This is a genomic window from Xanthomonas sp. DAR 34887, from assembly GCF_041245805.1.
Lineage (GTDB): Bacteria > Pseudomonadota > Gammaproteobacteria > Xanthomonadales > Xanthomonadaceae > Xanthomonas_A > Xanthomonas_A tesorieronis.
The window spans coordinates 1449891-1475525 of record NZ_CP162490.1; the positions used below are offsets into that span (position 1 = coordinate 1449891).

23 protein-coding genes are annotated in these 25635 nt (G+C 67.6%); 5 read left to right on the top strand and 18 right to left on the bottom strand.

What is annotated here, in order from left to right; all coding sequences use genetic code 11:
* Positions 1–18: 18 nt before the first annotated feature.
* Positions 19–1050 (top strand): amidohydrolase family protein, encoded by a 1032-nt coding sequence (locus AB3X08_RS06180; RefSeq protein ID WP_369936953.1) that lies wholly within the window; start codon positions 19–21, stop codon positions 1048–1050.
* 48 nt (positions 1051–1098) lie between these two features.
* Here the strand turns inward: AB3X08_RS06180 and AB3X08_RS06185 are convergent, their stop codons facing one another.
* From AB3X08_RS06185 to AB3X08_RS06210, 6 genes are all read right to left on the bottom strand, one after another.
* Entirely contained in the window at positions 1099–2115 is a 1017-nt protein-coding gene (locus tag AB3X08_RS06185) for a zinc-dependent alcohol dehydrogenase family protein (RefSeq protein ID WP_369936955.1), read from the bottom strand.
* Between the two features lie 49 nt (positions 2116–2164).
* Positions 2165–2569, bottom strand: coding sequence for a DUF1330 domain-containing protein (locus AB3X08_RS06190; protein WP_369936957.1), 405 nt, complete (start codon positions 2567–2569; stop codon positions 2165–2167).
* Positions 2566–2997: a DUF2255 family protein gene (locus AB3X08_RS06195; RefSeq protein WP_369936958.1), complete on the bottom strand. Its 432-nt coding sequence runs from the start codon at positions 2995–2997 to the stop codon at positions 2566–2568. The genes AB3X08_RS06190 and AB3X08_RS06195 overlap by 4 nt, the downstream gene beginning before the upstream one ends.
* A 99-nt stretch (positions 2998–3096) precedes the next feature.
* Positions 3097–3849: a putative quinol monooxygenase gene (locus AB3X08_RS06200; RefSeq protein ID WP_369936960.1), complete on the bottom strand. Its 753-nt coding sequence runs from the start codon at positions 3847–3849 to the stop codon at positions 3097–3099.
* Between the two features lie 78 nt (positions 3850–3927).
* Positions 3928–4668, bottom strand: coding sequence for a carboxymuconolactone decarboxylase family protein (locus AB3X08_RS06205; protein WP_369936961.1), 741 nt, complete (start codon positions 4666–4668; stop codon positions 3928–3930).
* A 9-nt stretch (positions 4669–4677) separates the two neighbouring features.
* A complete protein-coding gene (locus AB3X08_RS06210; protein ID WP_369936963.1) occupies positions 4678–5148 on the bottom strand; it encodes a cupin domain-containing protein in 471 nt (156 codons plus the stop codon).
* A 159-nt stretch (positions 5149–5307) separates the two neighbouring features.
* Here AB3X08_RS06210 and AB3X08_RS06215 point away from each other — a divergent pair, with 159 nt between their 5' ends.
* A complete protein-coding gene (locus AB3X08_RS06215; RefSeq protein WP_369936964.1) occupies positions 5308–6207 on the top strand; it encodes a LysR family transcriptional regulator in 900 nt (299 codons plus the stop codon).
* A 545-nt stretch (positions 6208–6752) separates the two neighbouring features.
* Here the strand turns inward: AB3X08_RS06215 and AB3X08_RS06220 are convergent.
* Positions 6753–7661: a LysR family transcriptional regulator ArgP gene (locus AB3X08_RS06220; protein ID WP_369936965.1), complete on the bottom strand. Its 909-nt coding sequence runs from the start codon at positions 7659–7661 to the stop codon at positions 6753–6755.
* A 104-nt stretch (positions 7662–7765) separates the two neighbouring features.
* Here AB3X08_RS06220 and AB3X08_RS06225 point away from each other — a divergent pair, with 104 nt between their 5' ends.
* Entirely contained in the window at positions 7766–8383 is a 618-nt protein-coding gene (locus tag AB3X08_RS06225; protein WP_369936966.1) for a LysE/ArgO family amino acid transporter, read from the top strand.
* A 54-nt stretch (positions 8384–8437) separates the two neighbouring features.
* On the opposite strand, the gene AB3X08_RS06230 is transcribed toward AB3X08_RS06225, so the two are convergent.
* On the bottom strand, positions 8438–9070 hold the full coding sequence (locus tag AB3X08_RS06230) for a TetR/AcrR family transcriptional regulator (protein ID WP_369936967.1): 633 nt from the start codon (positions 9068–9070) through the stop codon (positions 8438–8440).
* A gap of 185 nt (positions 9071–9255) precedes the next feature.
* On the opposite strand from AB3X08_RS06230, the gene AB3X08_RS06235 reads away from it, so the two are divergent.
* A complete protein-coding gene (locus tag AB3X08_RS06235) occupies positions 9256–11364 on the top strand; it encodes a TonB-dependent receptor (protein WP_369936968.1) in 2109 nt (702 codons plus the stop codon).
* 293 nt (positions 11365–11657) lie between these two features.
* Here the strand turns inward: AB3X08_RS06235 and AB3X08_RS06240 are convergent, their stop codons facing one another.
* The 4 genes from AB3X08_RS06240 to AB3X08_RS06255 form a co-directional block, all read right to left on the bottom strand.
* Positions 11658–12155 (bottom strand): hypothetical protein, encoded by a 498-nt coding sequence (locus AB3X08_RS06240; RefSeq protein WP_369936969.1) that lies wholly within the window; start codon positions 12153–12155, stop codon positions 11658–11660.
* 381 nt (positions 12156–12536) lie between these two features.
* Positions 12537–14345: a DNA helicase RecQ gene (gene recQ / locus AB3X08_RS06245; RefSeq protein ID WP_184410827.1), complete on the bottom strand. Its 1809-nt coding sequence runs from the start codon at positions 14343–14345 to the stop codon at positions 12537–12539.
* 59 nt (positions 14346–14404) lie between these two features.
* Positions 14405–14941, bottom strand: a complete 537-nt coding sequence (locus tag AB3X08_RS06250; protein ID WP_369936971.1) for a hypothetical protein — start codon at positions 14939–14941, stop codon at positions 14405–14407.
* A gap of 207 nt (positions 14942–15148) precedes the next feature.
* Entirely contained in the window at positions 15149–15715 is a 567-nt protein-coding gene (locus AB3X08_RS06255) for a Dps family protein (protein ID WP_369936973.1), read from the bottom strand.
* Between the two features lie 94 nt (positions 15716–15809).
* Between AB3X08_RS06255 and hrpA the strand changes: the two genes are divergently transcribed.
* Complete coding sequence (hrpA, locus tag AB3X08_RS06260) at positions 15810–19994, top strand: ATP-dependent RNA helicase HrpA (protein ID WP_369936975.1); 4185 nt, start codon at positions 15810–15812, stop codon at positions 19992–19994.
* A 104-nt stretch (positions 19995–20098) separates the two neighbouring features.
* Here the strand turns inward: hrpA and AB3X08_RS06265 are convergent, their stop codons facing one another.
* The 6 genes from AB3X08_RS06265 to pqqB form a co-directional block, all read right to left on the bottom strand.
* Complete coding sequence (locus tag AB3X08_RS06265; protein WP_369938452.1) at positions 20099–21874, bottom strand: chloride channel protein; 1776 nt, start codon at positions 21872–21874, stop codon at positions 20099–20101.
* Positions 21875–21890: 16 nt separating this feature from the next.
* Positions 21891–22403 carry a hypothetical protein gene (locus AB3X08_RS06270; RefSeq protein WP_369936977.1) on the bottom strand — a complete coding sequence of 171 codons (513 nt, stop codon included), beginning with the start codon at positions 22401–22403 and terminating at the stop codon, positions 21891–21893.
* Between the two features lie 120 nt (positions 22404–22523).
* Positions 22524–23645: a pyrroloquinoline quinone biosynthesis protein PqqE gene (gene pqqE / locus AB3X08_RS06275; RefSeq protein ID WP_369936979.1), complete on the bottom strand. Its 1122-nt coding sequence runs from the start codon at positions 23643–23645 to the stop codon at positions 22524–22526.
* Positions 23642–23920, bottom strand: coding sequence for a pyrroloquinoline quinone biosynthesis peptide chaperone PqqD (gene pqqD / locus AB3X08_RS06280; protein ID WP_206259897.1), 279 nt, complete (start codon positions 23918–23920; stop codon positions 23642–23644). Before pqqD ends, pqqE begins: the two co-directional genes overlap by 4 nt.
* On the bottom strand, positions 23917–24663 hold the full coding sequence (gene pqqC / locus AB3X08_RS06285; protein ID WP_191824321.1) for a pyrroloquinoline-quinone synthase PqqC: 747 nt from the start codon (positions 24661–24663) through the stop codon (positions 23917–23919). Before pqqC ends, pqqD begins: the two co-directional genes overlap by 4 nt.
* 25 nt (positions 24664–24688) lie before the next feature.
* Positions 24689–25588, bottom strand: a complete 900-nt coding sequence (gene pqqB, locus AB3X08_RS06290) for a pyrroloquinoline quinone biosynthesis protein PqqB (RefSeq protein ID WP_369936980.1) — start codon at positions 25586–25588, stop codon at positions 24689–24691.
* Positions 25589–25635: the final 47 nt, after the last annotated feature.

Here is a 25635-nt window from a genome sequence, read left to right on the forward strand (position 1 = left end):
TGCATGCAAGGGGATAGCATGAAACTGATTTGTGTTGAAGAGCATGTGCTCGATCCCGCCATCGGCAGGGCCACGCAGGGTTTCGTGCGCGCCGAGGGCCCCTATCTTTCCGATTGGGGCAGCCGGGTGGTGGATGGTCAGAACGTGACCGATCTGAGCCGCCCGCATGTCATTGCACCCAACGAGTCCGCTCGCAAAGGACTGGAGATGGGCGCTGCGCGCCTGGCCGACATGGATGCGGCCGGCATCGACATGCAGGTGCTCTCCTATGGAGGGTTCCCACAGCTGCTGCCCGCTACGCAGGCCATCGACCTGAACCGCGCCGCCAACGACAAGCTGGCCGAAACGGCGCAGGCGCATCCGGCGCGCTTCGCCGGTTTTGCAACCTTGCCTTGGCAAGCACCTGAGGCAGCAGCGCGCGAATTAGAACGGGCGGTAAAAGAACTGGGACTCAAGGGTGCGCTGATCAATGGCCGACCAGGAGACAGCTTCCTGGATGACGCGCGCTATGCGCCCATCCTTGCCGCTTTCGACGAACTGAACGTGCCGTTGTACGTCCACCCCGGTTTGCCACTGTCCGCCGTGCAAGTGCCGTACTACGGTGGCTTCGATCGCGAACTCAGCGCGCGGCTCGCCATGTTCGCCTGGGGTTGGCACAACGAAGCCGGCATCCACGTCGTGCGCATGCTGCTAGCAGGCGCGTTCGACCGTTACCCCAGCCTGCAAGTCATCAGCGGCCACTGGGGCGAGATGGTGCCCTTCTTCCTGCAAAGGCTGGAGGACTCCATTCCGCAGGAAGCCTCCGGCCTCCGGCGCCCCGTCATGCAGACCTACCGCGAGCACGTGTACGTCTCGCCCAGCGGCATGCTCACGCTGCCACACTTCCAGTTCATACACGCGCTGATGGGGGCCGAGCGGATTCTTTACTCCATCGACTATCCCTACCAAAGCCTGGACGGTGCGCGAACCTTCATCGAGCGCCTGCTCATCAGCGACACTGACAGGGCTCTCATTGCCCACGGCAATGCCGAGCGCCTCCTGGGCTTGTGATTCAATTTCCGGAGGGGAGCATTGCGCGCGAGGAACTGTCATGGCGACTCACGGCTGCAGCAGCGCCTTGATCGCTCGACGTTCGTCCATGGCCTTGTAGCCTTCGGCCACCTGTTCCAGCGGGAGCACGAGGTCGAACACGGGCGAAGGATCGATCTTCTGGTCGAGCACCAGGTCGATGAGGTCGGGTAGATAACGGCGTACCGGGGCGGGACCGCCTTCCAGGTGGATGTGAGAAAAGAAGAGCGACTGGCCTTCGATCTGCACCCCATGCGGTACGCCGACGAACGACATGTGTCCGCCCTTGCGCGTGACCTGCATCGCCTGCTGCATCGATTCGCCGGTGCCAACGCATTCGAGCACGCTGTCGGCGCCCATGCCGCGGGTCATCTCGAGGATCTTCGTTACGCCTTCCTCGCCGCGCTCGGCGACGATGTCGGTGGCTCCGAAATCGCGCGCCAGCTTCTGGCGCGCCGGGTTGCGGCTCATTACGATGATGCGTTCGGCGCCCATCTGTTTCGCCGAGAGCGTGGCCAGCAGCCCGACCGCGCCATCGCCGATAACCACGGCGGTGGAGCCCGGTTTGACCTTCGCCGCATCAGCTGCGTACCAGCCAGTGCCGAGTACGTCCGAGGAGGCGAGCAGGCTTGGCACCATCGCTGCGTCCGGCGCTTCGCGCGTGGTCACCAGCGTGCCGTCCGCATGTGGCACCCGTAGATAGGGCGACTGCGCCTGGCTGATGAATTCGCGCTGCACGCAGGAGGACTGGTAGCCGATGCCGCAGGTTGGGCAGGTGTTGTCGGACGTGGCGAAGGAGCCCACCACGAAGTGTCCTTTCCTGAGCGAAGTGACCGCGCTGCCGATTTCCTCGACGTAGCCGCAGTACTCGTGCCCCATTCGGGTCGGGCCGGCACCTGGTTGGATGCCTCGGTAGGGCCACAGGTCCGAGCCGCACACACAGGTGGCGACAATGCGGATGATCGCATCCGTTGGTTTTTCGATCGCAGGGTCCGGGACTTCCTCGAAACGGATATCGCCTGGACCGTGCAGTACGGTGCCCTTCATTCTTGGTCTCCTTCGGATGTTCTGACGTGCATCTGACGCGCGCGCGGAATCATGGCTCCGGCATTCCTTCGACGATGTAAGTCCTCGAATTGCCTGAGCGGTGTCGGATTGGGATGATGGCCTGATAGGCCGGGGAGTCGTACCAGGCCTGGGCTTGAGCCAGGCTGTCGAACTTGATGACGACGAGGCGGCCTTGTGCTCCGAAACCTTCCTTTACGCCTGGCACCGCACCGCGAACGATGAAGCGGCCGCCGTAGGGTTTGAAGGTGCCCGCGACGCGGGCGCTGTAGGGTTTGATGCCCTCGACATCGGTCGCCTCGAACTCGGCGACATAATACGCGGGCGACGGCTTGGCGTCGGCTGCCGGAGATTGCGCTTGCGCAGCACGGATTCCGAAACTGCTGGATACGAGAACGGCCAGAAACGCCAGCCAGAGGCGAATGGGTGCTTTCATGATGAATTCCTTCGTATGGGAAGTGGCACCGAAAGTGCGGACGGCGCCGCTACGCTTTTGCTCTGGGGACGGACGCGTACTGTCGCAGCGCGCGCCCCAGAGGAAATCATCGGAGTCAAATAGGGGCTCTTGGCATACTTTTGCCGATATGCCTCATCGATTCGATCATTGATCTCGCCATCGACCGACGCGAAGGCAACATCCTGAGTTTGTCCAGCGGCCACGATCAGGCCTGCTCGTTGCTTCAACGCAGCCTGGTACCAACGTGAGCGGGTGCCGTTGTAGCCGCGAACGTACAGTTCGCCATCCACCTCCACGCACCAGATCCAGGTGGGAGTACCTGGCGTTTGTCCGTCATCGCGGAATGGGGCGATGTGGAGGTCATCGGCTTCGACGATGCGTTTTAGGGTATTGCCTTGCCATTGCATGGTCGTGTTCCAGGAAGTCAATGGATGTCGTTCCACTGAAGGTGCTTGCGCGTATGTCGCTTTCGGGCTTGGCCAACCCGCAGTCCGCCCGACGCAGGTTTAGGTCGGATCGTCAGTGGCTTGCTGCGTCGGCGACGCATCGAACAGCAATCCACCCCTGCTTTGCAGCGCGATGTTCTCGACCCCGATATGGCCCTTGTCCACCAGCATGCCGCCGGTCAGGCGTAGATAGTCCTTGAAATGCGGTGTCTCGCGATGCGAGGCGTAGGCTGCGGAGTCGGCGTAGATCTCAAAGAAAATCCACTGTTCCGGTCGCTCCTTTCGCGTCACTGCGTACATGGCCAGGACTCCGGGTTCGACCTTTATGGACTCACGCATTTCCGCCATGACGATGCGACGAAACTCGGCGAGGTCTTCGCGCTTCACGGTGACCTCGACGATGCGGACCTCGGGCGTCCTGCCGCGCTGCATGACCGACAGCGGTGCAGGCTTCTCCGCCAGGAAGACGGGATCGGCCTGGATCAGCCGCTTGCCAGTGGTCAATGCGTGCGTTTCGTCGAGGAAGCGCTTGAAGTGGCTTGTTTCGACGTGGGCGCGGTACGCGGCTTCGTCGGCATAGATCTCGATTACGTGGACCATGCCGGGCTTGTCCTGGTTGGCGGCGGCATGCATCGCCAGCACGCCGGGCTCCTCGCGGTTGGAAGCCTGCATGTTGTGCCGGCCTGCGACGTCGAATGCCTGGGCCCGCGTAGGGTCGGTCTGCAGTTCGAACATGCGTACCAGGGGCTGCGCGCTTGCCATGTGTGCCATCAGCAGTGTCGCCGTTGCCAATAGTGTTCTCCAGGATTTCATCGGGCTACCTTCGTGCAAATGCAGATCAAACCGCGACGCGTTTCAAAGCTTCATGCGCTTGGGAGCCGCGGACCAAGGCTACGGGACGACGGTGCTGCGACGCGCGGTTTCCGCACGATCAGCGGCCTCGGTGCCCACGCGTTCGCGGAGCACGGCTACCAGTTGCTGCAACTGCGCCTCGCTCAGGCCCACGTTGCGGCTGATCCGCATATGCGCTTGCACCTGTGAATCCGCGCCATGCAATGCGGCTAGTGCGCCGACGGTGGCCAGTTCGCGATCCTGCCAACTCAGGTTGTCGCGCGCGAAGATCGCGCCAAACAGATGTTCCTTCAGATAGCGATCTATCTGCGGCGAGAATTCAAAGAGTGGACCGGTGACCGGCTGGCCGGACAGTTTGGTCTGGTTCGCGGTCCCGACCTCCAGCATGCGCTCGGGCGCGGGCAGCGGACTGGGGGCCGCGCCCAAGGGATCGTTGATGCCCTGTGCCTTGCGATCTTCGATCACCCTCATGAACTCGCTCAGCGCGTTCAGACTCCTGGGGAAGCCGACGTAGGCATACATCTGACCCAGTATTTCCTTGATCTCGTTCACCGTGAGGCGGGCATCCAGGCCTTGGCGTAGCGCGGCATTGAGCCGTTCCATATTTCCGGATGCGGTGAACGCGGTAATCGGCGGAATCGCTTGCTGTTTCTCGGAGAGCTGTTCTTGGTTCATCGAAGTGCCCTTGATGGAGTCCATCTGGTCGTGGGATTGGGCATGCAGCGGCGACATGCTCAATGCGGTGCACGCGAGCAGCGTGGCGATAAGCGTGCATTTCATGTCCTGTCCTCAGCGGGCCAGGTACTGGTCGTCGGTCACCTTCTCCATCCACTGGACGTTCTTGCCATCTTCCATGCCAGTGATCGCCAGGTGCGTCATCGCTGTATTGGGTGCGGCGCCATGCCAATGCTTGATACCGGGTGGACACCAGATGACGTCGCCGGGTCGGATTTCCTCAACCGGTCCACCCCATTGCTGGGTCCTTCCTACGCCAGAGGTGACCACCAGGTATTGGCCCCTCGGATGGGTGTGCCAAGCCGAACGTGCGCCCTGCTCGAACGTCACGTAGGCACTCGTCGCGTTGATGTGCTCGTTGGCTTCGTACAGCGGATCTATCCGCGCCCGGCCCGTGAAATATGCCTGCGGGCCATCCATCGAATGCTGGGTGCCCCCACGGCTGATTGTCTGTGCGGATCCTTCCTGTGCCGGTGCGACGGGTGCCATGCCCACCATAAGGAGAGACAGCATCGTTCTGTTCATGTTGCTCTCCTTTTCGAAGACAGGATGCGTTGTGTCCGCCGGAGTACTGCATGGGGCCCGAGTTCGACTGGCGTGGCGCAGTCTGCGCGCAACCGCCTTTTGGATAAACTGGGGTAATTCGAATAGACTTATGAATCTGTCTGATTAATCAGGACGGCGATGGCACGTGACCATTACAACGATCTACGAGCCTTGCTCGTCGTGGCGCGGGAACGCAGCTTTACGAGAGCGGCGGCGCAACTGGGTGTGTCCCAATCCGCCCTGAGCTATACCATCCGCGGGCTGGAACAGCGCCTGGGCATCCGCCTGCTGACCCGGACCACCCGCAGCGTCGTGCCGACGGAAGCCGGACAACGGTTGCTCGCACAGATCACGCCGCATTTCACTAGCATCGATGAAGCGGTGGAAGGACTGAGCGAGCTGCGTGACCGCCCTGCAGGCACAGTGCGGATCAACAGCAGCGAACACGCCAGCGAACTCATCCTGTGGCCAAGGATGAGGCAACTGCTCAAGGAATACCCGGATATCCACCTAGAAGTGGTCGACCAGTCGAGCTTGGCTGACATCGTGGCCGAGGGCTTCGACGCAGGTATCCGCCTTGGGGAGCAGGTGGCGCGGGACATGGTTGCCGTTCCGATCAGCCCTCCCGTCTGCATGGCAGTGGTCGGCTCGCCCGCCTACTTCAAGCGCCACGGAAAGCCCGACACGCCCCAGGACCTCAATCACCACGAATGCATCAACATGCGGCTGATGACGCAAGGTGGCCTGTACGCCTGGGAGTTCGAGAAGAACGGACGCGCGGTGAATGTGCGTGTAGAAGGCGGGCTGACCTTCAACAACGTCCGGCTGATCATCCAGGCTGCAATGGACGGTTTCGGCCTGGCCTGCGTGCCCGATGCAATCGTCGCTGCCGAGATCCGGCAGAAGCGCCTGATCCAGGTGATGACGGACTGGTGCCCGCCGTTTCCCGGGTTCCACCTCTACTACCCTAGCCGGCGCCAGAACTCACCGGCGCTCGTGCTGTTGGTCGAGGCATTGAGATGGACAGGTCATAGGTAAGCGCATGTCCAAGTTTCGGGCGACCTGTCGCCTCGAACTCTTCCGATCAGGCTGCCCTGGTTCAAGTGCCGGAGGGCGGATGGTCCAAAGAGGGCCACTAATGTCGAATGCCGCCTGTTCCTAAGACTCTTTTCCTTATTCGGCTTCCTGACAGCTCCAGGACTGGATTCCCTGGAAACGTTCGTGGCCCAGGCTTTTGTGTCAGAGAAGGAACAGCGGCAGCCCGGATCCACTGAAGTTGCCTGTTAATTTCCTTGTTACGGGAATGGGCCAGAGAGAAGCTGGCCCTGGACTGGATACACTACGACTTCGATCAGCGATCTGAGCATTGCCATGGCTGGTTTCGCACCGCCTGCTGAAACCGCGCCTGAAAAACCTGGCGGTGCGGGCGTGCTGCCTGCGATTGCCGCGGGAAATGCATCGCTGGCTACGCGTCGAACCTGCATGCGGCTGTCGGGACTGAAGTTTCTGCCGCCATGCACCTGATCGCAAGTCACAGGAAGCGGCTTTCGTCGCGACAAGCGCAGCAACTGAGCTCGTCGCGCTCAAGCGCGTTGCCGGCCGCCGTGCATGGTCGATGCCGCCGTGCGCAACGCCTGGCCGATCTGCTGCAGGACGCTCGAGCGCACCGCCGCGTGCTGCCAATAGAGTGGGACATCGAGCCAGCGCTGCGGATCGATGACGACGATCTGTTTCTCGCGCAATCCGGACGTGAGCAGTTGCTCGGGGGCGAGGCACCAGCCGAGGTCGCGCGCGGCGGCTTCGACGAAGCCGGTCGAGGTCGGCAGGTAGTGGATGGGCGGGCTCAGGCGGGTGCGGGTGATGCGCCGCATGAAGCGGGCCTGCAGCGCGTCCTTGCGGTTGAACACCATCATCGGCGCCTGCGCCAGCGCGGCCGCCGTGAGTCCTGCGGCGAAGTGGCGCGCGACGAACGCCGGCGAGGCGATCGCGTGGTAGCGCATGCTGCCCAGGGCATGCACGTTGCAGCCCTGCAGCGGCTTGCTGGCGGAGGTGACCGCGCCGAGCACGGTGCCGTTGCGCAGCAATTCCAGCGTGTGGTCCTGGTCGTCCACGTGCACATCGAACAGGAAGCCGTGCGCATGATGCAGCGACGACAGTGCGGCGAGGAACCAGGTCTGCAACGAGTCGTCGTTGACCGCGATCGCGATGCTGCGCGCGGGGCCGGCGGCAGCCGTGCTGGGCAAGAAATCGGCCATCGCCTCGGCCTCCAGCGCCTGCATCGGGCGCACCCGGCGCAGCAGCGCTTCGCCTGCTGGCGTTGGCCGGCAGGGCGCCTGGCGCACCACCAGCACCTGCCCGAGGCGGTCCTCGAGCGCCTTGATCCGTTGCGAGATGGCCGACGGCGTCAGCGACAGCCGGCGCGCAGCGGCATCGAAGCTGCCTTCGTCGAGCACGGCGGCGAAGGCCGACAGTTGCGGATGAAGCAGGTCCATGGGTGGCGTCGATTAGAATTTCTTCATAGCCTACAGAATATTTAGCTTGGCTAATGGCCGGGCCGGGGCCAGCATGCGCCCCTCCCCAGTCCTGGTCATCCCTCATGGTTCTCGAAGCAGCGTTTGCCGGCTTAATGGCCGGCGCCGGCTTGATCGTCGCGATCGGCGCGCAGAACGCGTTCGTGCTGCGGCAGGGCTTGCAGCGCCAGCGGGTGGGCCTGGTGGTGGCGGTCTGCGCGGTCGGCGATATCGCCTTGATCGCGCTCGGGGTCGCCGGCATCGGCGCGCTGGTGCAGCAATGGCCCGCACTGCTGCAGGTGTTGCGCTACGCGGGCGCGGCCTTCCTCGGCGTCTACGGCCTGATGGCGGCGCGACGCGCATGGCGCGGTGCCGGCGCATTGAAGGCGCAGGGCGAGGCGCCTACGAGCTGGCGCCGCGTGCTGCTGGCCTGCCTGGGCTTCACGTTTCTCAATCCGCACGTGTATCTGGACACGATGGTCCTGCTCGGCAGCCTGTCCACCCGCTATCCGGGCGCGCTGCGCTGGGCGTTCGCGTGCGGCGCCTGCCTGGCGAGCGTGCTCTGGTTCTGCGGTCTCGGTTATGGCGCGCGATGGCTGCAGCCGGTGTTCCGCACGGCGCGCGCATGGCGCGTGCTGGACGCGGGCATCGCGGTGTTCATGCTGACCTTGTGCGGCCTGTTGCTGTTGCATCCGTTGGACTGACGCGAACCGCGGTACTGCGCGTGCCGTGGCCGCAGCATGCGTGCACGGCAATGGCTAGGCGGAGGCGGGCGCGGCCCTGAGCATGCCGGCGAGACTTTCGCTGAGGATCAGCTGCAGGTGCATGCGCTTCAGTTCCACGCCGACCACCATCATGTGCAGGCCCACGCACATCGCCGCGACCGCGTAGACGCGCGCCTGGAACTCCTGTTCGTCGCCGCTCCAGTCGTCATGGCCGCGCAAAAGACGCTTGAGCATGTCGCCCAGGTGTTCGATCAGGGAGACGCCGCGCCGCCGCGCATAGTCGGCCAGTTCGGGATCGCGCGCAGCCGCCAGGTCGATTTCCAGGCCGAGCCGCAGGCGGCGGCCATCGGCCTCGGACAGCAGCCATTCCTCCAGCGCGCCGGCGATGAAGTCGGTCGCGGCCAGATGCTGCGGCCGTTCGATCATCCACATGGTGCGCAGCGACCGCTCGTAGCTGCGTTCCATCAGCGCCCGCACCAGCCCGCGCTTGTCGCCGAAGCAGCGGCGCAACGCGCTGCAGGGCACGTCGCTGGCTTGCGCTATCAGTTCGAAGCTGGTCGCGCCGAGGCCCTTGTCGGTGATGCACTGTTCGGCCGCGTCGAGCGCGGCATCGCGGATGCGCTGCTCGCGTTCCCTGGCGCTGCGCAGGTCAACGACATTGGACATGGGGAGCGGTCCTGGCGAAAAGGTGGATGGTGACCCGATTGCGTCGCCGATGCCATGCCGAACGCATGCGAGACGCATGTGGCGCAAGACGAAACGGCGGTCGGCATGCTTATCATGCGTATAATAATCATTCTCGTTAACTAGCGGTGCCTGGACGGTGCCGTGTCGTCTCAAAGGATCCGTTGATGCCTGCACCGCTTCTCCTGTCCGTCGCGCTGTTCACCGCGTTGGCGACCATCGCCCGCGCCCACGCGCAGTCGCCCGACGCGCAGACCCTGGATACCGTCGTAGTCAGTGCCTCGCGCACCGATCAGCCGGCCGAAACCGCGCCACAGACCGTGGTGGTGATCGACCAGCAGCAAATCGCCCAGCAATTGGCCATCAGCAGCAATTCGTCGGATCTGCTGTCCAGCCTGCTGCCGTCGTATACGCCGAGCCGCGGCAAGATGAACGGCAGTGGCGAGACCTTGCGCGGACGTACGCCGTTGATCCTGGTCGACGGCATCCCGCAGTCCAATCCGCTGCGTCCGACCGGGCGCGAAGCGCACACGATCGACTATGCGATGGTCGAACGCATCGAGGTGATCCAGGGCGCCAACGCGATGAACGGCCTGGGCGCGACCGGCGGCACCATCAACCTGGTCACGCGCCGCCCGCAGCCGGGTGCGCTCAACCAGCATGTCGAAGTACAGACTACGATGCCGACCACCGACGTCGATGCCGAGACCACCAGCTACAGAACCAGCTACCGCATCGATGGACGCCGCGACAAGCTCGACTACCTGCTCGGCGTCGGCTACGAGGACCAGGGCCTGTACCTGGACGGCGACGGGCACGCGATCGGCACCGACGTGACCCAGGGCGATCTGATGGCCACGCGCGCCTATGACGTGCACGCCAAGCTGGGCTACTGGATCGACGACCGGCAGGAACTGCAGTTCAGTTCCAACCGCTACCGGATCAAGTCCAAGGCCGAGTACCTCGGCGTGGCCGGCGATCGCGAACGCGGCATTCCGACCACCTCGGTCCGCGGCCGGCCGGAAGGCACGCCGCCATGGAACGACGTGTGGACCACCGGCCTGTCCTACGCGCACCACGACCTGGCCGGGATGGAACTGAAGGCGATGGTGTTCAACCAGGAGTTCGAAGGGCTGTTCGGCGCCGACAACTCTGCCACCTTCCAGGATCCGCGCATCGCGCCCAATGGCACGCTGTACGACCAGTCGCGCTCGGTCGCGTCCAAGTGGGGTTCCAAGAGCAGCCTCGGCAAGGACGACCTGCTCGATGGCCGGCTCAAGCTCGCGGGCGGCTTCGACACCCTGTGGGACAGCGGCAAGCAGGATCTCTACGGCACCGGCCGCACCTATGTGCCCGAGTCGGAGTTCCGCGACCTGGCCGCGTTCCTGCAGGGCGAATACCGGCTGCTGCCGCAGCTGACCGTGCACGGCGGCGTGCGCCATGAAGACGCCAGGCTGCGCATCGACAGCTACCAGACCCTGGCCCGCTACAACCGGGTGCAGGTGCAGGGCGGCACGCTGTCCTTCGCCGAGACGCTGTACAACGCCGGCGCGGTGCTGGCGCCGAGCGAGCGCTTCAACGTCTTCGCCAGCTATTCCGAAGGCTTCGGCATGCCCGACGTGGGCCGCGTGCTGCGCTCGATCAACACGCCCGGCACCAGCGTCGCCAGCCTGAGCGCGCTGCAGCCGGTGCTGACCCGCAACGTCGAGCTGGGCACGCGCCTGCGCGGCGCGGCGTGGGATGTCGATGTCGGCGTGTTCCAGTCGCGCTCGGACTACGGCACCCGGGTGATCGCGGTGGACGGCGCGTTCCAGATGGCGCGGGAGAAGACCCGCATCGAGGGCGTGGACGCCAGCGCCAAGTACCGGCTCAACGACCGGCAGCGCCTCGGCCTGGCCTATGCGTACACGCGCGGACGCTACGACAGCGACGGCAACGGTACGCTGGATGCGCACCTGGACGGACTGAACATCGCGCCCAACCGCGTCATCGGCAGTTGGTCGTCGCAATGGACGCCGCGGCTGTCCAGCTTCGTGCAGGCGCAATACGCGTTCAGCCGCAGCTTCGACGATCCGCAAAAGCGCTTCAGCGGCTATGCGCTGGTCGATGCGGCGCTGAACTACCGGTTGCGCCAGGGCGAGCTGCGCCTGGCGGTCGCCAACCTGCTCGATCGCCAGTACATCACCTACTACTCGCAGAGCGCGCTGGTCGAACCGGACCGCTATTTCGCCGGACGCGGGCGCACGCTGACGGTGGGTTACAGCCTGGATTTCTGAGCGGCGGCGGCTGTGCGGCGCAGGCGTGAATGCGCGGGTTCGCGTGCTGCCGAGCGCACGTGGCGCCGTACTTACGTGTGGCGATGGAGGCAGGGATGCGGCAGAAGTGGAGGCTCCGTCTGCCGATCCCACACCGGCGATTTCTTCTGCGCGTCGCTCCGCTGCAGCCTGGTGTGGCGCATCCGCTGGCAGGCGCGCGTGCCGAAACCTTGGTCGTCCATATCTTCGGTGTGGACCAGTGCGTGCTTGCACCGCGCTGGCAAGCGCGCTGCCCTGCTGCGGCTGGCTAGCGGCTACCAGTCGCCGTAGGGATAGCCGTAGCCGCTGCGGCCGTAGTAGCCGTGGCCTTCGCTCTGGCCGACGCTGATGCTGATGCCGACTTCGCGCGGCTTGCCGTCGTCGTTGTAGTAGGTCTTGCACAGGTTGAGGTTGGCGGCCTGGTAGTTGCTGTTGCCGCCGCGCGAGGAGTAGCCGAAACCGGTGGCGACGCTGCCGTGCACGTCGCCCTTGCAACGGTCGGCACGCGCCTGCTCGGCCTCGGCCAGGGCCTGGGTGGCCGCGGCCTTCTGTGCCGAGGCCGAGGTGCCGCTGGTGTCGCCGTAGTAGGCGCCGGGCGGATCGGCCTTGTAGACCGGGTCGGTGCCGTAGGTGATCGGCTGCTGCGGCACGCTCAGGTCCAGCGCGCGCTTGGCCGCTTCGCTGTCGCTGCTGCCGGAACCGCCGTCGGCGGGGGTTTGCGCCATTGCCGGGCCGGCGAGCAGGGCACAGGCAAGCAGGAAGGATCGTTTCATCGGACGTACGCCAAGGAAAGTAAGGGCTGGATGGCGGCAGCCGCCGCTGCGCGCCACCATGAGCCGACGCTATCAATAGCACGTTGAACCCGGCCTGTCGGCGCCGGGGAATTTTCTTGCCGGCGCCGGCCATCTTTCGCCAAGCGGCGGCAAGCGGCGCCTTCCGCCTGCTGCCGCTAGGGCGTGTCATCGATTCCCAGTAGATCGCGTTGGGTTTGTCAGTCGCCGGCTGGCGGTCTGACAGACCCAACCCGCAGGGCCGCTCCTGTGCGCGCTCGGCGCTACGTCATCGCCTGAATGGAACCGTCCTCCACGCCTTCTATTGCTTGCCTCGTGCACGCACGCGAGCGGCGCGATCTGCTTGGGGATTGATGGCGCGCCCTAGCCTTGCTGCAGCACGATATCGATCAGCTGCTGGCCGTAGCGGGCCAGTTTGGTGCCGCCGATGCCGCCGACATGGCCCAGCTCGTCCAGGCTGGTGGGGCGCTGTTCGGCGATATTGCGCAGGGTGCTGTCGTGGAAGATCACGAACGCCGGGACGTTCTGCTCCTTGGCCAGGCCGGCGCGCAGGTCGCGCAGCGCGTTGAACAGGTTCAGGTCCTGCGGCTGCACCGGGACGCCGGTGCGCGGGCTGCCGCTGCGGTCGCCGCGTTCGCGGCCGCGGCTCGGCGCTTCGCGGCGCATCATGATCTGGCGCTCGCCCTTGAGCACCTGTCGGCTGGCGTCGGTCAGGCGCAGCCCGCCGTAGGCGTCGCTGTCCACTTCCAGCAGCCCGGTGGCGACCAGCTGGCGGAACACGCCGCGCCAGGTGCGCGCGTCCAGGTCCTTGCCGATGCCGTAGGTGCTGAGCTGGTCGTGGCCGAACTGCTTGATCTTCTCGCCGTCGCTGCCGCGCAGGATGTCGATCAGGTGGCCGACGCCGAAGCGCTGGCCGCTGCGGTAGACGCAGCTCAGCGCCTTCTGCACGGCGACGGTGGCGTCCCAGGCCGCGGCCGGGCTCAGGCAGTTGTCGCAGTTGCCGCAGGGCTGCGGATAGGTTTCGCCGAAGCCGGCCAGCAGCACCTGGCGGCGGCATTGCATCGATTCGCAATAGCCCAGCAGCTGGTCGAGCTTGCGCCGCTCCACCCGCTTGCGGTCCTCGCCGGCCTCGCCCTGTTCGATCATCTGCTTGAGCAGCACCACATCGCCCAGGCCATAGCACAGCCAGGCCTCGGCGGCTTCGCCGTCGCGGCCGGCGCGGCCGGTTTCCTGGTAGTAGCCTTCCAGCGACTTGGGCAGGTCGGTATGCGCGACGAAGCGCACATCCGGCTTGTCGATGCCCATGCCGAAGGCGATGGTGGCGCACATCACGATGCCGTCCTCGCGCAGGAAACGGCGCTGGTTGGCGGCGCGCAGCTCGGCCGGCAGGCCGGCGTGGTAGGGCAGGGCATTGAGCCCTTCCCTGGCCAGGAACTCGGCGGTCTCCTCGACCTTGCGCCGCGACATGCAGTAGACGATGCCGGCGCTGCCGCGATGCGCGCGCAGGAAATCCAGCAGCTGGCGCTTGCTGTTGTCCTTTTGCACCACGGTGTAGCGGATGTTGGGGCGGTCGAAGGAGCTGACGAAGTGGCGCGCCTGGGTCAGGTCCAGGCGTTCGGCGATCTCGCGCTGGGTCGGCGGATCGGCGGTGGCGGTCAGGGCGATGCGCGGGATCTGCGGCCAGCGCTCGTGCAGTACGGTGAGCTGCCGGTACTCGGGGCGGAAATCGTGGCCCCATTGCGACACGCAGTGCGCCTCGTCGATCGCGAACAGGGCGATGCGGCTGCGTTCGAGCAGGGACAGGAAGCGCGGGGTCAGCAGGCGTTCGGGGGCGACGTACAGCAGGTCCAGCTCGCCGGCCAGCAGCTCGCGCTCGACCCGCTGCGCGGTCTCGGCGTCCAGCGTGGAATTGAGGTATTCGGCGCGCACTCCGAGCTGGCGAAGCGCCTCGACCTGGTCCTGCATCAGCGCGATCAGCGGCGAGATGACGATGCCGGTGCCGTCGCGCAGCAGCGAGGGGATCTGGTAGCACAGCGACTTGCCGCCGCCGGTGGGCATCAGCACCAGCGCGTCCTGGCCGGCGGCGACATGTTCGACGATGTCCTGCTGCGGACCGCGGAACTGGTCGTAGCCGAACACGCGGCTGAGCACGGAATGGGCGGAAGATTGCATGCCTCTAGGATACCGCGTAGGTCAAGCGCGGCAGCCCGTCGCCGCCACGCACCGCGGTGTCAGGCGCCAGCGGCCGCGTGCGTAGGCATTGCCCGACGCGCACGGCGCCTGCCGACGAAGTGGCCGATCAACAGCACCGGCAGCGCGAGCAGCAATGCCGCCGAGCACGCCAGCGCCGGCGCGATCATCGCCAGCAATTGCGCCGGATGGCCGGGATCGTAGCCGCGCGCCCATGCCGACATCGCCAGCAGGCCCAGCCCGCTCGCCAGCACCAGCAAGGTCAGCGCGGCGACCTTGGGCACGCTGCGCTGGCGCCCCTGGCACAGGTCGATGGACAGGGCCAACGCGACGCAGCCGGCCCACACCGCGGCGAACCAGTTCAGCGCGGGCACCAGGAAACTGACGCTGTAGCCGATCGCGGTCAGCACCGCGAGCAGCAATGCGACCAGGCCATGGCCACCGTTGGTGGGCACACCCGAGTCGCCCAACTGCCACCACGCATGAAAGCCCGCGGCCAGGCCAGCGGCGATTCCAAAGGCGCATCCCAGCACAATGGCCAGCAACGGTAGACGCAGCGAGGGATACGAAGCGCTCATCGAACGTCCATGCAAGCGGGCGGTAGCCCGCCCGCCAGTATGCATGACGCCAGCGATCCAGCCCTCGCATTGAAGCCTCGGCGTGCAAGCCCCCTTAGTAAGGGGGCGCGCCGCAGGCGCGGGGATTGGAAGCCACGAAGCTGGGGCCCAGAGTTTGCGACGCAAACTCTGGGAGGCCATGCCTGCTGCGCAGGCGTGGTCGTACCCTTACTGCAGCAGCGAACGCAGCATCCACGCGTACTTCTCGTGGGTCTGCAGGCGCTGGGTCAGCATGTCCACCGACGGGTCGTCGCCGGCATCGTCGGCGGTCGTGAGCGCCTTGCGCGCGGTGCGGCACAGCGCCTCGTTGCCGACCACCAGCTGGCGCACCATCTCGCGCCAGTCGGCGCTGTCGCTCAGGCCCGGCTCTTCCGGGATCGAGGTCAGCGCGGCGAATTCCTTGTACGAGCCCGGCGCGTTGAAGCCCAGCGCGCGGATGCGCTCGGCGATGTCGTCCAGCGCCGCCCACTGCTCGGTGTACTGGGTCTCGAACATCAGGTGCAGCGAATTGAACATCGACCCGGTCACGTTCCAGTGGAAGTTGTGGGTCTTCAGGTACAGGGTGAACGCGTCGGCCATGACGTGCGACAGGCCGTCGGCGATCTTCTTGCGGTCGCCGCCGCTGATCCCGATATCGATATTGGGCGCGGACGGCGCCAGCGCCGCCAGTGGCGTGGTGGATGCGGCCTGCTTGGCGGCGCTCTTGGTCTTGCCGGGGGTCTTGCTCTTGGCCATCAGGGAATCCTCTTGAGGGGTTGGGAACGATATGGCGTCACAATAGACAGACTAAAGCATGCGCTGTTATTCAAAGTTCAATGGCACCCGATTGATGAGCACTATCGAAAAACACCTGGCCACCCGCCTGCGCGAGCGCCGCGATGCGATCGGCGGGGCGCTGACCCGCGACCGTGGCCGCTTGCTGGGCCTATGGTCGCGCTGGCAGGCCGCGCCCGGCAATCCCGCATTGGAGGCAGCGTTCGACCAAGCGCTGCTGCAGTCGCGGGCGCGCTGCGAGGCGCGCGCGGCGGCGCAGCCGGCGATCACCCTGGACGCGCAGTTGCCGATCGCGCGCGAGGCCGAGCGCATCGTGGCGCTGATCCGCGCGCGCCAGGTGGTGGTCATCGCCGGCGAGACCGGCTCGGGCAAGACCACGCAGCTGCCGAAGCTGTGCCTGGCCGCCGGCCGCGGTGCCGCCGGCATGATCGGCTGCACCCAGCCGCGGCGCCTAGCCGCGCGCGCGGTGGCCGCGCGCGTGGCGGAGGAACTGCGCACGCCGGTGGGCGGCGCGGTGGGCTTCCAGGTGCGTTTCAACGACCGGGTCGGCGAGGAGACCCGGATCAAGTTCATGACCGACGGCATCCTGCTGGCCGAGATCGCCAGCGACCGTTGGCTGTCCAGCTACGACACGATCATCGTCGACGAGGCGCACGAGCGCAGCCTCAACATCGATTTCCTGCTCGGCTATCTGAAGCAGTTGCTGCGCAAGCGCCCGGACCTGAAGGTCATCGTGACTTCGGCGACGATCGACACCGCGCGCTTCGCCGAACATTTCGACGGCGCGCCGGTGATCAGCGTCGAGGGCCGCACGTTCCCGGTGGAAGTGCGCTACCGGCCGCTGGAAGAGCCGGGATTGGGGATTCGGGATTCGGGATCGGCGGAAGCACGGGATGCCGAGCGCTCGCGGCCATCCGCCGTTTCCAATCCCGAATCCCGAATCCCCACTCCCGGCCTCTCCGTCAACGAGGCAATCGTGGCCGCGGTGGACGAGATCACCCGGCTGGATCCGCGCGGCGACGTGCTGGTGTTTCTGCCGGGCGAGCGCGAGATCCGCGATGCGCACCAGGCGCTGGAGCGGCGCAAGTACCGCGAGACCGAAGTGCTGCCGCTGTACGCGCGGCTGTCCAACAGCGACCAGGACCGGGTGTTCAATCCCGGCCCGCGGCGGCGCCTGGTGCTGGCCACGAATGTCGCCGAGACGTCGCTGACGGTGCCGCGGATCCGCTACGTGGTCGATCCGGGCTATGCGCGGGTCAAGCGCTACAGCCCGCGGCAGAAGCTGGACCGGCTGCACATCGAGCCGATCTCGCAGGCCAGCGCCAACCAGCGCAAGGGCCGCTGCGGGCGCGTGGCCGAGGGCATCTGCTACCGGCTGTACGCCGAGGCCGATTTCCAGGCGCGCCCGGAATTCACCGATCCGGAGATCCGCCGCTCCAGCCTGGCCGGGGTGATCCTGCGCATGCTGCAGCTGGGCCTGGGGCGGATCGAGGATTTTCCGTTCCTGGAGCCGCCGGATGAGCGCGCGGTGGCCGATGGCTGGCAGCAACTGGTGGAACTGGGCGCGGTCGGCGAGCCGGACCGCCATGGCGTGCGCAAGCTCACCGAGATCGGCCGCAAGATGGCGCGGCTGCCGGTGGACGTGAAGCTGGCGCGGATGCTGGTGGCCGCGCAACAGCACGGCTGCCTGCGGCCGATGCTGGTGATCGCCGCGTTCCTGGGCATTCAGGACCCGCGCGAACGCCCGCCGGAGGCGCGCGAGGCGGCCGACAACGCGCACGCGAAGTTCGCCGATGCACGCTCGGAATTCGTCGGCATCCTGCGCCTGTGGGACGGCTACCGGCAGGCGCACGAGGAGCTGACCCAGTCCAAGCTGCGCGACTGGTGCGGGCGCCATTTCCTGGGTTTCCTGCGCATGCGCGAATGGCGCGAACTGCATCGCCAATTGCATCTGCTGTGCGAAGAGCTGGGCTGGAGCGAGGAGCCGGCGACGGCCTCGCTGCTGCCGCTGCTGGCCGGTGCCGCGTCGCCGCCGCCTGCCCGAGATGCCGAGACCAGCGCACGCGCCACGCGCGGGCAGCTGCATCGCGCCGCCCGGCTGGCGCGCGAAGGGCGCAGCGAGCCGGCGCCGGTCGCACCGGTCGCGCCCAAGTCTGCGCCGCCCGCCAACGCAACCGACGACGCGCCGCGCGCCAGCGAGCGCGAGCGCGCCGCCGCCTACCAGGCGCTGCACCGCGCGCTGCTCGCCGGCCTGCCGACGCAGGTCGGCCATCGCACCGAGAAGGGCGATTTCCTGGCGCCGCGGCAGCGCCGCTTCCTGCTGTTCCCCGGCTCCACGCTTGCCCGCAAGCCGCCGCCGTGGGTGCTGCCGGCCACGTTGCTGGACACGCAGAAGGTGTGGGGCCTGACCAATGCCGCGGTCGAGCCGGACTGGGTCATCGCCGAGTTGCCGCACCTGTTGGCGCGCAAGCATTTCGACCCGCATTGGTCGCGCGCGCAGGGGCAGGTGCTGGCCTCCGAGCAGATCAGCCTGTTCGGGCTGGTGCTGGCGCCGAAGAAGCCGGTGCATTACGGCCGCATCGATCCGCCCGGCGCGCACGAACTGTTCGTGCGCCAGGGCCTGGTGCCGGGCGAGATCAACACCCGGGCCAGCTTCGTCGCCGACAACCAGAAAGTGCTGGCGCAGGCGCACGAGGAAGAAGCCAAGCTGCGCCGCGCCGGCATCGTCGCCGACGAGGACTGGCAGGCGCGCTGGTATCTGGACCGGATTCCCGGCGAGATCCATTCGGCAGCAGGCCTGGACGCGTGGTGGAAGAGCTTGCCGCCGGAGCAGCGGCGCGCGCTGCAGTGGACGCTGACCGACCTGTTGCCCGGCGAAGGCAGCGAGGCCGACCGCTATCCGAAGTATTTCGCGCTCGGCGATGCGCGCCTGGCGCTGCACTACACCTTCGAGCCGGGCGCGGCCGACGACGGCGTGACCCTGGAAGTGCCGCTGCACCTGCTCAACGCGCTGGATGCGGCGCGGCTGTCGTGGCTGGCGCCGGGCTTCGTCGCCGACAAGGCCGCGGCGCTGATCCGCAGCCTGCCCAAGGCGCTGCGCCGCAACTACGTGCCGGCACCGGATTTCGCACGCGCCTTCTACGAGGCGTTCCCGCAGCCCAGCGCCGACGACCTGCGCGGCGAACTGGCGCGTTTCCTGCAGCGCGCCACCGGCGCGGCGCTGAGCGCACTGGACTTCGACGAAAGCGCATTGGAACCGCATCTGCGCATGAACCTGCGGCTGCGCGACGACGCCGGCAAGGTGCTGGCCGAGTCGCGCGACCTGGACGCGTTGCGAGCGCGGTTCGGCGACCGCGCCGGACAGGCGTTCGCCGCGCGCGCCGGACGCGAGATGGCCGCGGACGGGCTGCGCGAGTTCCCGTCCGCGCCGATTCCGCTGCAGGTGCCAGGCGAAGCGGGGGTGCCGGCGTATCCGGCGCTCGTCGATGAAGGCGAGGCCGCGGCGCTGCGCATCTTCGCCGACCGCGCCCAGGCCGAGGCCGAACATCCGCGCGGCGTGCGCCGCTTGCTGGAGATCGCGCTGGCCGACAAGGTCAAGCAGGCGCGCAAGCAGCTGCCGGTGTCGCCGAAGACCGGGCTGCTGTATGCGGCGATCGAGTCGCAGGAGCGGCTGCGCGGCGACCTGGTCGATGCGGCGTTGAATGCCTTGCTCGAAGCGGGTCTGGACGCGATCCGCGACCCGGGCAGCTTCGCCCAGCGCCGCGATGCCGTCGGCAAGCAGTTGTTCGGCGAGGCGATGGAGCGGCTGAAGCTGGCCGAGGCGATCATGGGCGCGGCGGCGGAATTGAAGCCGCAGCTGGAATCGCCGCTGATGGGCTGGGCCAGCGGCAACCTCGACGACCTGCGCGCGCAGCTGGCGGCGCTGGTGCATCCGGGCTTCCTGCGCGAGACGCCGGCGACCGCGCTGGCGCAGTTCCCGCGCTACCTGCGCGCGATGATCCTGCGTGCCGAGCGCGCCAAGCGCGATCCGGCGCGCGATCAGGCGCGGATGCTGGAACTCAAGCCGTTTGCCGATGCACTGGCCGATGCCGCCGCGGCCGGGCGCAGCAGCGATCCGCAGTGGCAGGCGCTGCGCTGGGACCTGGAGGAACTGCGCGTGTCGCTGTTCGCGCAGGAGCTGGGCGCCAAGGCCGGGATCTCGGCGAAGAAGCTGGCGCAGCGGGTGGCTCAGTTGCGGTGATTCGGGATTCGGGATTGGGGATTCGTAAAAAACGCAAATCGCGCGATCAGACATCCGTAGTTGCTTCTACGAATCCCGAATCCCGAATCCCAAATCCCGGCCCCTCAATCATCCACCCGCTCGCCCATCAGCTCGCGCTGGCGCTTGTCCAGCTCTTCGGCGTAGCGCTTGCGCACGAAGCTCTCGGTGAGCACGCCGAGCACCTTGCCCTGTGCATCGACCACCGCCAGTTCGTCGCTCTGGGTCAGGTCGAACTGGCGCATCGCGGTGACCACGTCGGTCTCGGCGCGTAGCGCCACGTCGCGGTTGCCGGCGTAGTCGGCGATGGGCGCGTCGGCATTCACGCCGTCGGCGTAGGCCGCGGCCAGCGTCACCAGCCCTGCGTAATGGCCGTGTTCGTCTTCCAGCACCACGCGCACGCCCGAGCCGAGCGGAAAGCGGCGGCGGAACTCGGCCACCGAGGTGCCGGCGGCGAGCGGGTGCACGTCCTGGCGCATCATCCGTCCGGCGTTCAGGTGTTTGACCCAGCCCACGTCGCGCGCGCTCTTGATGGTCTCCCCGCGCAGGTGCAGGCGCCAGGTCGAGAACGAATAGCCGAACACCTGGCGCACGATGGTGTTGGCCACCAGCACCGCCACCATCACCGCGCTGGCCAGCACGAAATCGTGGGTGCCCTCGAGCACCAGCATCGCCATCGTCATCGGCGCGCCGACCACCGCCGCGGCCAGCGCGGCCATGCCCGCCAGCGAGGCGGCGGTGCCGTCCACCAGCGCCATGCCGGTGCCCAGGTTCAGCAGGCCGGCGAACAGGCCGCCGACCAGCGAGCCCATGAACAGCGAGGCGAAGAACAGGCCGCCGCGGAAGCCGAAGCCCAGGGAAATGCCCGAGGCCAGGCATTTGAGCAGCAACAGCACGCCCAGCCAGCGCAGCGAGGTCGGACTGGTCAGGTCCAGGTGCAGCGCCCCGTGACCGGAGGACAGCACCTGCGGGGTGATCAGCGCCAGCGGGATCAGCATCAGGCCGCCGGCCACCGGCCGCGCCCAGCGCGGCAGCGGGCTGCGGTTGACCGCCTGCTCGATCGCACCGACCAGGCGCATCACCGCCACCGCCAGCAGCGCGCAGATCACCCCGAGCAAGGCGTACAGCACGTAGTCGCGCGCTTCCAGCGCTGACGCCGCCGAGGCCGGCAGCAGATACGGCTGCACGCCGGCGACCTGGGCCACGAATACCGCGCCCAGCGAGGCCACCGCCACCGGCGCCAGCGCCGATGGCGAGTACGCGCCGATCACGATCTCGAATGCGTAGAACGCGCCGGCCAATGGCGCGCCGAACGCGGCGGCGATGGCCGCGCCGGCGCCGGCGCCGACCAGGGTGCGGATGTCGGCGCGGCGCAGGCGCAGGATCCGCCCCAGGTGCGAGCCGCTGCCGGCGCCCATCTGCGTGTACGCCGCCTCCAGCCCGACCGAGGCGCCGCAGCCGTTGGACAGCAGGGTCTGCACGGACACGATCAGGTTGTCGCGCATCGACATGCGCCCGCCGTACAGCGCGTTGGCTTCGACCGCATCGATCAGCTGGCGCTTGCGCGCGCGCGCGGCCATGCCGAGCAGGCCGACCAGCAGCCCGCCCAGCGGCAGCACCAGCAACTGGCCCAGGCTCAGTTCGGGCATCGCGCTGAGCCGGGCATCGACATCCAGGCCGTACAGCCAGGCCTGCGCACCGTGCGCCAGGCCGCTTTGCAGCAGGGTCAGCAGGCCGGCGAGCAGGCCGACCAGCAGCGCCAGCGCGATGAACCAGACGTCGCTGGCGCGGAAGCGCCGGCGCAGCGCGTCGGCGAGGCTGTGCGAGGCGTCGGCCAGGCCCAGCCGCGGATGCTGGCGCACGTTCACGGCATGCGCCCTACTTGACGCGGCGCACCTTCGCCTGCGTGTTGTAGGTGTCCACCTGCATGTACCACACGCCGGCAATACCCGGCTTGATCCGCACCTTGGGCGCGCTGCGGTGCACGCTGCTCAGACTGGCGGACTCGGTCTGCTCCCATTCCTGGCCGTTGGCCAGCACGTAGCGGCGGCCCTTGGAGAAACCGGTGAACTCGCCGACCAGGGTGCTTTCGATCGGCTCCTGGCTGCCGAAGTCGAAGAAGCCACGGTTCTTCACGATCACTTCCTGGCGGCCTTCTTCCTTGGCCTTCTCCAACGCCACCGCGGTCTCCTTGGCGACCTTGCCCTGCAGCCAGTCGTTCAATGCGCTCAGTTCCTGCGGCGACAGCTTGTCCAGTCCGGCGGCCTTGAATTCCTGCGCCGACATCTGCGTCTGCAGGTCGCCGGCGACGGTGCGCTGGGCGGCGGCGGGAGCGGCGGACACGGCGAGCGCCGCGCACAGGAGCAGGGGAGTGAGGCGCGCAAGCGGCATGGCGGGATCCGGGCAGTGGAGTGCGCCGTAGTGTAGTCGCAAGACGCTGCGCCGGCGGCGCCAAACGTGGCCGGCGCGGCGCTGCCTGCACGGGGCGGAGCGGGCGTGTTGCCGCGGGGCTCAGCCCGGGCCGAACTCCGCCGCGGACGCCGTGCGTGGCGGGCGCCGGTACACGAAGGCCGGGGCCGCGTCGGCGGCCTCGCGCTGTGCCGTCGCCTGCAGCGCGGCATGCTCCGGCGCGCGCTCGCAGACCGGGTCCAGCGTGGCCGCGTCACCGCTCAGCGCCAGCGCCTGGCAGCGGCAGCCGCCCCAGTCGATCTCGCGTTTCGGGCAGCCCTGGCATACCTCCGGCATCCACGCGGTGCCGCGGTAGCGGGCGAACGCCTCGCCGTCCTGCCAGATCGCCGCCAGCGGCCGCTCGCGCAGGTTTTCGAACACCATGTCCGGCAGGGTTTCGGCGGCGTGGCAGGGCAGCACGTCGCCGCGCGGGGAGATGTTGACGAAGCGCTGGCCCCAGCCGCCCATGCAGGCCTTGGGCCGGTGCGCGTAGTAGTCGGGGGTGACGAAATCGATGGTCAGGCGCTCGCCCAGCCGCTCGCGCGCGGCGCTCACCGCGACCACGGTGGCGTCGATCTGCGCGCGGCTGGGCATCAGCGCGGCGCGGTTGCGCAGGCCCCAGCCGTAGTACTGGGTGTGCGCCACTTCCAGGCGCTCGGCGCCCAGTTCCAGCGCCAGTTCGATCATCGCCGGCACCCGCTCGGCGTTGTGCCGGTGGATCACCGCGTTGATCGTCAGCGGCAGCTCGAGCGCGCGCACCGCCGCGGCGAACGCGCGCTTCTTGGCCAGGCTGTCGCGGTAGCCGGCGATAAGGTCGGCGCCGGCCGCGTCGGCGTCCTGCACGCTCAATTGCACGTGCTCCAGCCCGGCCGCGGCGAGCTGCGCCAGCATCGGCGCGCCGCCGGCCACGCCGGAGGTGATCAGATTGCTGTAAAGACCCAGTGCCCTTGCATGCGCGACCAGCTCGGGCAGGTCCTTGCGCAGCATCGGTTCGCCGCCGGAAAAATGCGCTTGCAACACGCCCATCGCCGCGGCCTGGTCCAGCGCCGAGCGCCAGCCGGCGGTGTCCATTTCTTCGCGCAGGCCGGCCAGGGCGATCGGGTTGGAACAGTACGGGCAGGCCAGCGGGCAGCGGTGGGTCAGCTCGAGCAGCAGCGACAGCGGCGGCGGCACGGTCGCGTTCATGCGCGCAGCAAACGCTTGCCGTGCAGGTCCGCGGCCAACTCGAGCACGTCGCGCTCGACCTCGGCCGGATCGGCGTCGAACTCCGCGGCCAGTTCCGCGGCGATCGCCGCCAGCGAGCGCGTGCCGTCGCAGCGCGCGACGATCGCATGCGCGATCTCGTCCAGTTCGACCACCCGTTCCGGCGCCAGCAGCACCCATTGCGCGCGGGTGCGGTCGTGCTGCAGGCGCACGCCGGCCGCCAGGCGCGGGCAGCTGTCGGGCGCCGCGGCGCTCATGCCGCCGCCTGCGCCGGTGCGGCGACGAACGCGTCCGGCCAAGCCACGCCGGGTTGCACGTAGGCGAAGTGCAGCGCGTCCAGCTGCGACCACAGCACGCCGCACTTGAAGCGCAGCGCATCCTGCACCAGTTGCTGTTTTTCCACCGTGTCGGCGTGGCGCTTGACGTAGTCCAGCGCGAAGTCCGAATCGCGCGGCGCCTCGTGCAGGCGGTGCTCGAAATACGCCAGCGCCTCGCGCGAGACGAAATCGTAGTGCTGCAGCATGCCGGCGACGCGGCGGCCGATGATGCCCGGCGCGAACAGCTCGGTCAGCGACGAGGCGATCGCCTCCAGCAGGCTCTTCTCGCGCACGAAATGCAGGTAGGCCTGCACCGCGAAGCGGGTGCCGGGCAGCAGCGCGCGGCCGGATTGCACGAGCGCGCGGTCCAGGCCCAGCGCGTCGGTCAGGTGCAGCCAGCGCGCGATGCCGCCTTCACCGTCGGCGCTGCCGTCGTGGTCGACGATGCGCTGGCGCCAGATCCGGCGCAGCGCCGGGTCGTCCATGCGCGCCAGGATCGCCGCATCCTTCAGCGGAATGCAACGCTGGTACTCGTAGCGGTTCAGCGCCCAGGCCTGCACCTGGCCGCGTTCGAGCCGGCCGCTATGCAGCAGCGCGTGGAACGGGTGCTGGTCGTGGTACAGGCGCGCGCCGATCGCGCGCAGTTCCGCTTCCAGCTGCTCGGGGCTCAGCAGTGCGCTCACAGGCGGGTTCTCGCAGGCGGATGTTTCACAGCGTGATGTCCATGCCGTCGTGGGCGACCTCCCAGCCGTGCGCGGCCACCGCCGCGCGTTCGGCCGAGCCGGCGTCGAGGATCGGGTTGGTGGTGTTGATGTGGATGAAGACCTTGCGCGCCACGTCCAGGTCGGCGAACGCGCGCAGGGTGCCGGCTTCGCCATCGATGCTGAGGTGGCCCATGCGCTGGCCGGTCTTGGCGCTGACCCCGAGCTGCACCAGCTCGTCGTCGCGCCACAGGGTGCCGTCGAAGAACACCAGGTCGGCGCCGCGCAGGCGCGTGCGCAGCGCGTCGGTCATCGCCGCGCAGCCGGGAATGTAGTGGAAGCGGTGGCGGCCGTCGTCGATGGTCAGGCCCAGGGTCTCCTCGTCGGAGCCGGCCAGGTCGCCGCTGTGGCGGCTCTCCATGAACAGCGGCACCTTGCCCGGCACCGCGAACGGGGTCACCTGCAGGCCGAGCAGCGACAGCGGCGTGTCCAGGGCGAAGGCATGACGTTGCACGTAGGCCGGGTGCAGCGCGTCGAAGATCGGATTCTGTGCCAGCAGGTCGAGCACGCGGCCGCTGCCATGCAGGTCGAAGCGCTGACTTTCGCGCATCGACAGCAGGCCGGCGATATGGTCGATCTCGCCGCTGGTCAGCAGCACGGCCTCGATCGGCGAATGGCGCAGGTCGCGTTGCGGCCACAGCGCCGGGGTCGCCAGCAGTTGCTGGCGGAAATCGGGCGAGGCGTTGATCAGCAGCCAGCGCTGGTTGTCGGCGCTGACCGCGATGCTGGCCTGGGTGCGACGTTGGGCACCCGCAAGCTGTTGCCATGCCCGCAGGCTCGCGGGGGTATGGCAGTTCCATTGCGGGTGCCCTCCGCCGGCCGCCGATCCCAATACGATGAGGTGCATCCGGTCTCCGTCTACGGCGCCTGGCCGGTCACGCATCGTCTCGGCAA

Excerpts from the sequence above, each read along its gene's own strand:
- AB3X08_RS06180 (WP_369936953.1), top strand. The coding sequence starts at position 19 with ATGAAACTGATTTGTGTTGAAGAGCATGTGCTCGATCCCGCCATCGGC.
- AB3X08_RS06185 (WP_369936955.1), bottom strand. The coding sequence starts at position 2,115 with ATGAAGGGCACCGTACTGCACGGTCCAGGCGATATCCGTTTCGAGGAA.
- AB3X08_RS06190 (WP_369936957.1), bottom strand. The coding sequence starts at position 2,569 with ATGAAAGCACCCATTCGCCTCTGGCTGGCGTTTCTGGCCGTTCTCGTA.
- AB3X08_RS06195 (WP_369936958.1), bottom strand. The coding sequence starts at position 2,997 with ATGCAATGGCAAGGCAATACCCTAAAACGCATCGTCGAAGCCGATGAC.
- AB3X08_RS06200 (WP_369936960.1), bottom strand. The coding sequence starts at position 3,849 with ATGAAATCCTGGAGAACACTATTGGCAACGGCGACACTGCTGATGGCA.
- AB3X08_RS06205 (WP_369936961.1), bottom strand. The coding sequence starts at position 4,668 with ATGAAATGCACGCTTATCGCCACGCTGCTCGCGTGCACCGCATTGAGC.
- AB3X08_RS06210 (WP_369936963.1), bottom strand. The coding sequence starts at position 5,148 with ATGAACAGAACGATGCTGTCTCTCCTTATGGTGGGCATGGCACCCGTC.
- AB3X08_RS06215 (WP_369936964.1), top strand. The coding sequence starts at position 5,308 with ATGGCACGTGACCATTACAACGATCTACGAGCCTTGCTCGTCGTGGCG.
- AB3X08_RS06220 (WP_369936965.1), bottom strand. The coding sequence starts at position 7,661 with ATGGACCTGCTTCATCCGCAACTGTCGGCCTTCGCCGCCGTGCTCGAC.
- AB3X08_RS06225 (WP_369936966.1), top strand. The coding sequence starts at position 7,766 with ATGGTTCTCGAAGCAGCGTTTGCCGGCTTAATGGCCGGCGCCGGCTTG.
- AB3X08_RS06230 (WP_369936967.1), bottom strand. The coding sequence starts at position 9,070 with ATGTCCAATGTCGTTGACCTGCGCAGCGCCAGGGAACGCGAGCAGCGC.
- AB3X08_RS06235 (WP_369936968.1), top strand. The coding sequence starts at position 9,256 with ATGCCTGCACCGCTTCTCCTGTCCGTCGCGCTGTTCACCGCGTTGGCG.
- AB3X08_RS06240 (WP_369936969.1), bottom strand. The coding sequence starts at position 12,155 with ATGAAACGATCCTTCCTGCTTGCCTGTGCCCTGCTCGCCGGCCCGGCA.
- recQ (WP_184410827.1), bottom strand. The coding sequence starts at position 14,345 with ATGCAATCTTCCGCCCATTCCGTGCTCAGCCGCGTGTTCGGCTACGAC.
- AB3X08_RS06250 (WP_369936971.1), bottom strand. The coding sequence starts at position 14,941 with ATGAGCGCTTCGTATCCCTCGCTGCGTCTACCGTTGCTGGCCATTGTG.
- AB3X08_RS06255 (WP_369936973.1), bottom strand. The coding sequence starts at position 15,715 with ATGGCCAAGAGCAAGACCCCCGGCAAGACCAAGAGCGCCGCCAAGCAG.
- hrpA (WP_369936975.1), top strand. The coding sequence starts at position 15,810 with ATGAGCACTATCGAAAAACACCTGGCCACCCGCCTGCGCGAGCGCCGC.
- AB3X08_RS06270 (WP_369936977.1), bottom strand. The coding sequence starts at position 22,403 with ATGCCGCTTGCGCGCCTCACTCCCCTGCTCCTGTGCGCGGCGCTCGCC.
- pqqE (WP_369936979.1), bottom strand. The coding sequence starts at position 23,645 with ATGAACGCGACCGTGCCGCCGCCGCTGTCGCTGCTGCTCGAGCTGACC.
- pqqD (WP_206259897.1), bottom strand. The coding sequence starts at position 23,920 with ATGAGCGCCGCGGCGCCCGACAGCTGCCCGCGCCTGGCGGCCGGCGTG.
- pqqB (WP_369936980.1), bottom strand. The coding sequence starts at position 25,588 with ATGCACCTCATCGTATTGGGATCGGCGGCCGGCGGAGGGCACCCGCAA.